Source organism: Saliniramus sp. (genome assembly GCF_035311605.1).
Classification (GTDB): Bacteria; Pseudomonadota; Alphaproteobacteria; order Rhizobiales; family Beijerinckiaceae; genus Saliniramus.
Window position 1 is genome coordinate 1 of the sequence record NZ_DATGCW010000358.1, and the last position, 4,375, is coordinate 4,375.

Genomic DNA, 4,375 nt, shown 5'->3' on the forward strand with positions numbered 1-4,375 from the left:
CGGTGGCGTCGCGGTGCACGGTGTAGACGAGTTCGCCATCAGCCTCCGGCGGGGCGCGTCGCACGCGCAGGATAAGTGCCGTCATGGCGAAAATGAACACCGGCGGGATGATCAGCCACAGCGCCTTGATCCAGTCCGTCAGCGATTGATAGGTGGCGAACAACGCCTGCCAGAATGTCGTCTCGTCCATGCTCAAACTCCCCGAAGACCGGTCCTGAAATCAGGTTCGCGTGGTCACCAGAGGTTCGCTCTGGTGACCGGGGAGTTCGAAAGCCGCCCTCGGACGACCGCACTGGCCTTTAGGCCAAAGCCTTGGACATGCGCCAGCGCCTCCCCGGCCATGAAGGTCGAGGAGGTGCCTTTATACGGTCGACACCGACCGCCGAGAGAGGGGTTTCGACGCCCCGGAGCCGGATTCGCCCAGCTCTGTAGCGACAGTAAAACACGTATCAGGCATTGGAAAGAGGGGTTTTGGTTGTATCAACGCACAACTGGCCGCACCCGTGATAAAGCGCGCGCCCTGACTCCCCTCTCCCGCTGTGGAGAGGCGTTGGGGGTGAGGGGCGCATCAGAATAGAGCGCGAGCGTGATGAAGCGCGACCGTCATCCACGGCAAAGCATAATCATCAACGCCCCTCACCCCCGGCCGCTCTCCTCGGAGGGAGAGGGGAGAGCGCGCTGCATTGAGCGCTCGGCATGAGCGGATGCCGCTCGTGGCGGGGAAGGCACACCCTCCATGCAGGCCGCGCCATGGCTCCTCTCTCCCTCGTGGATGTATAGACCGGGCGAGCGCTGCATCAGGCCGGCTGCTGGTAGAAATCGGCAGCATGGGTGACAGTTTCCTCTGTTTGTTCCGGGCTCGCTTTGCCGCCGCGCGCTGTTCTGATGCGCCCCTGTCAGCCGCGCTGAGCCCATGATCGGGCGCACCCGGCGCTTTCCCAAATCCGCAAGCGCGCCGATGCGTCTGGCCTTTTGGGTGCGAGGCTGCATTGTCGGACCGATAGTACGGCGCGAGATTGCGAGGCGGGTTTTCCTATCATGATGATATTTGCGACGCTGCTCTTCGCCTACACGCTCAGCCAGTTCTTCCGCGCCTTTCTCGCCATCGTCTCCGTCGACCTCAGCCGCGATCTCGCGCTCGACTCCGCGCAGCTCGGCGCCGTCTCCGCGATCTGGTTCGCCGCCTTTGCCCTCGCGCAATTCCCCGTCGGTTATGCGCTTGACCGCTACGGCCCGCGCCGCACTATCGCCGCCACCATGATCTTCGCCGTGATCGGCTGCGGCCTGATGGCGACTGCGACGGGGTTTTACTCCGCACTCACGGCAATGGCGGCGATCGGGGTCGGCTGCTCGGCGATCCTGATGGGCAGCCTCTTTCTCTTCGCGCGCAATCACGCGGCGGAGAAATTCGCCATGTTCACATCCCTGTTCGTCGGCCTCGGCGCACTCGGCAACCTGCTGGGCACGACGCCGCTGGCGCTCGCGGTGGAGCTCTTCGGCTGGCGCTGGAGCATGGTCGGGATCACCGCGATCACAGCGCTCTCCACGCTGCTCGCCTTTCTCGTCCTGCGCGATCCGGAGCGGATCGACAGCAGCGACGGCAGCGGCGGAATGATCGCCGGTCTCGCCGAGATCGTCAGCCTGCGCACGCTCTGGCTGATCCTGCCCATCACCTTCGTCAGCTATGCCGTTGTGATCGCCACGCGCAGCCTCTGGATCGCCCCCTTCTTCTCGCAGGTCCATGGTTACAGCGTCACCGCCACCGGGAATGCGGCGCTGCTGATGGCGATCACCATGTCGATCGGCGCGCTCGCCTACGGCCCGCTTGAGCGCTTCATCCGTGATACCAAACGCACCGCCGTCATCGGCAGCGCCGTCACGGCGGGGGCGTATCTCGCGCTTGCTGGTTTCGGCGCAAAGAGCGCGGCAGCCAGCGTGGCACTGATCGGGCTGATCGGCGCGGCGGGGCTGACCTACGGCATCATCATGGCCCATGCACGCCTGTTTTTCCCCCGACACCTGATCGGGCGCGGCGTGACCTTCATGAACTTCGTCTTCATCTCCGGCGCGGGCATCATCCAATGGATATCCGGCCAGTTCATCAATGCCAGCGAACGCGCAGGACTGGATGCGGGCGAGCGCTACGCCACGCTATACGGCGCCTTCGGTCTGCTGGTTGCCGCAGCGTTGGCGCTGTATCTGTTCGCACCGGCGCGACCGAAGCCGCAGGCCACACATCAGGCCGCGATGTTATAACATAAATTTTCTTGCCGAGATTAACCGAATACTTGCACTCATTCGAAAATCGCGCTCCACTCCTCCTCACAAGGCATCAATGCCGTAACGAGGGGAAGTCGATCATGTGCACACATTGCGTGATGGAGAGTGTCAAGCGCCGGATGATGAGCCGGCGGGATCTGTTTCGCCGCGCGGCCACCGGCAGCGTCGCGGCCGCTGCCGCGACGAGCGGCATCATGGCCGCAGCACCGGCTGCGCGGGCGCAGGGGGCGATGCGCGTCGAGGACATGACGCACGAGTTGTTCCCGGAATTTCCGACCTATTTCGGCGAGCAGCAATTCTTCGTGGAGGAGGTCTTCACCTGGGATGAACACATGTTCAACCTCAACGTGAACACCATCAACGAGCATACCGGCACCCATATCGACGCACCGCTGCATTTCTCCGAAGACGGGCAGAGCGTCGCGGAAATCCCGCTGAGCAACCTCGTTGTCCCGCTCGCCATCGTCGATATCCGCGAGAAAGCCGCAGCCGATGCGGATGCACAGGTAACCCCGGACGACCTGCGCGCCTGGATCGCGGAAAATGGCCCACTCCCGGAAAATTGCTGCGTGGCGATGAATTCGGGCTGGGATGCGTTTGTCAACGATGCGAAGTTCCGCAACGCCGATGATGACGGCGTCATGCATTTCCCAGGCTTTCATGTCGAGGCCGCGCAGATGCTGATCGAGGAGACCAGCGCTATCGGCATCGCCGTCGATACGCTGTCACTCGATCACGGCCCTTCACCGGATTTTGCGACGCATTACGAATGGTTGCCCACCAATCGCTGGGGGCTCGAATGCATCGCCAACCTCGACGCCCTGCCCGCGACCGGCGCCACGCTCGTCCTCGGTGCACCAAAGGTCCGTGGCGGCACCGGCGGCCCGTCCCGCGTCTTCGCCATGCTGTGAAAGTCGGGTACCAAGCGCACGCCCGGAAAGATCCGGGCGTTGCGCGCTGGAGCGCGATCGGTGGCGAGCAGCGCGAGGCAAGCAGAAATCCGCTGACCCGGTATAATCGACGCCATATTCACGCGCTCGTGATCGATCTGAAAAGATTGCTCTTCCGTAAGACTGGTTACCTTGATCGAAGATGATCAGAAAACGGAGGAAAACAATGAGAAAGACTTTCCTGGTAACCGCTGTTTCGGCCTGGATGGCCTTGGGTGGCGCCGCGATGGCGGATAATATCGTCGAAACCGCGCAGGAAGCGGGTACTTTCGAAACGCTGCTCGCCGCCGCACAGGCCGCCGGCCTGGCCGACGCTCTGGCAACCGGTGAGAATCTCACCGTTTTCGCTCCGACTGATGACGCCTTCGCAGCGCTGCCGGACGGTACCGTCGAGGACTTGCTGCAGCCGGAAAACCGTGAACAGCTCGCTGCGATCCTGTCCTATCACGTGCTGCCGCGTGTTCTCACATCAAACCAGCTCCCCGGCCGTGAGATCCACATTCGCACGATCAGGGAATCCGGCGACCGTCTGCTGGCGATCAGCAAGGATGCTCATACCGGCGCCGTCATGGTGGATGGGGCCAACGTGGTCGCAGCCGATGTCATGGCCGATAACGGGGTGATACACGTCATTGATGCGGTGATGCTCCCCTCGGACTGATCGCAAACGAACAATCCATGTCCGTCCGGCTGATCCCGGACGGACATGCTGCGCTGCTCTCACGCCTATTCAACAGTGACGGATTTGGCCAGATTGCGCGGCTGGTCCACGTCCTTCCCCATGAAGACTGCCGTGTGATAGGCCAGCATCTGCACCGGCAGCGCGTAGAGGATCGGCGCGACCATGGGGGCGACATCGGGCATGACGATGGTTGCCATCGTCTCGATCCCGGCCTCCTCGGCACCCTTTTGATCCGTGATCAGGATGATGCGCCCGCCGCGCGCGGCGACTTCCTGCATGTTGGAGATCGTCTTTTCAAAAACCTCGTCATGCGGGGCGACGACGATGACCGGGACGCTCTCGTCGATCAGCGCGATCGGCCCGTGCTTGAGCTCACCCGCCGCATAGCCCTCGGCATGGATATACGAGATTTCCTTGAGCTTGAGAGCACCTTCGAGCGCCATCGGGTAGGAGGGGCCGCGCC

Annotated in this window: 4 protein-coding genes and 1 pseudogene; 3 read left to right on the top strand and 2 right to left on the bottom strand. The window is 62.8% G+C overall.

Annotation, left to right across the window (positions count from 1 at the left end):
* Positions 1 to 190: pseudogene (locus VKP01_RS15845) on the bottom strand (hypothetical protein); the annotation flags it as partial.
* A gap of 848 nt (positions 191 to 1,038) precedes the next feature.
* On the opposite strand from VKP01_RS15845, the gene VKP01_RS15850 reads away from it, so the two are divergent.
* From VKP01_RS15850 to VKP01_RS15860, 3 genes are all read left to right on the top strand, one after another.
* Positions 1,039 to 2,256: an MFS transporter gene (locus VKP01_RS15850; protein ID WP_324414000.1), complete on the top strand. Its 1,218-nt coding sequence runs from the start codon at positions 1,039 to 1,041 to the stop codon at positions 2,254 to 2,256.
* 104 nt (positions 2,257 to 2,360) lie between these two features.
* Positions 2,361 to 3,191, top strand: a complete 831-nt coding sequence (locus tag VKP01_RS15855; protein WP_324414003.1) for a cyclase family protein — start codon at positions 2,361 to 2,363, stop codon at positions 3,189 to 3,191.
* Positions 3,192 to 3,396: 205 nt separating this feature from the next.
* Positions 3,397 to 3,891, top strand: a complete 495-nt coding sequence (locus VKP01_RS15860) for a fasciclin domain-containing protein (RefSeq protein WP_324414005.1) — start codon at positions 3,397 to 3,399, stop codon at positions 3,889 to 3,891.
* 65 nt (positions 3,892 to 3,956) lie between these two features.
* Here VKP01_RS15860 and VKP01_RS15865 read toward each other — a convergent pair.
* Positions 3,957 to 4,375: SIS domain-containing protein (locus VKP01_RS15865; RefSeq protein ID WP_324414007.1), on the bottom strand; the 419-nt coding region annotated here is incomplete at its 5' end.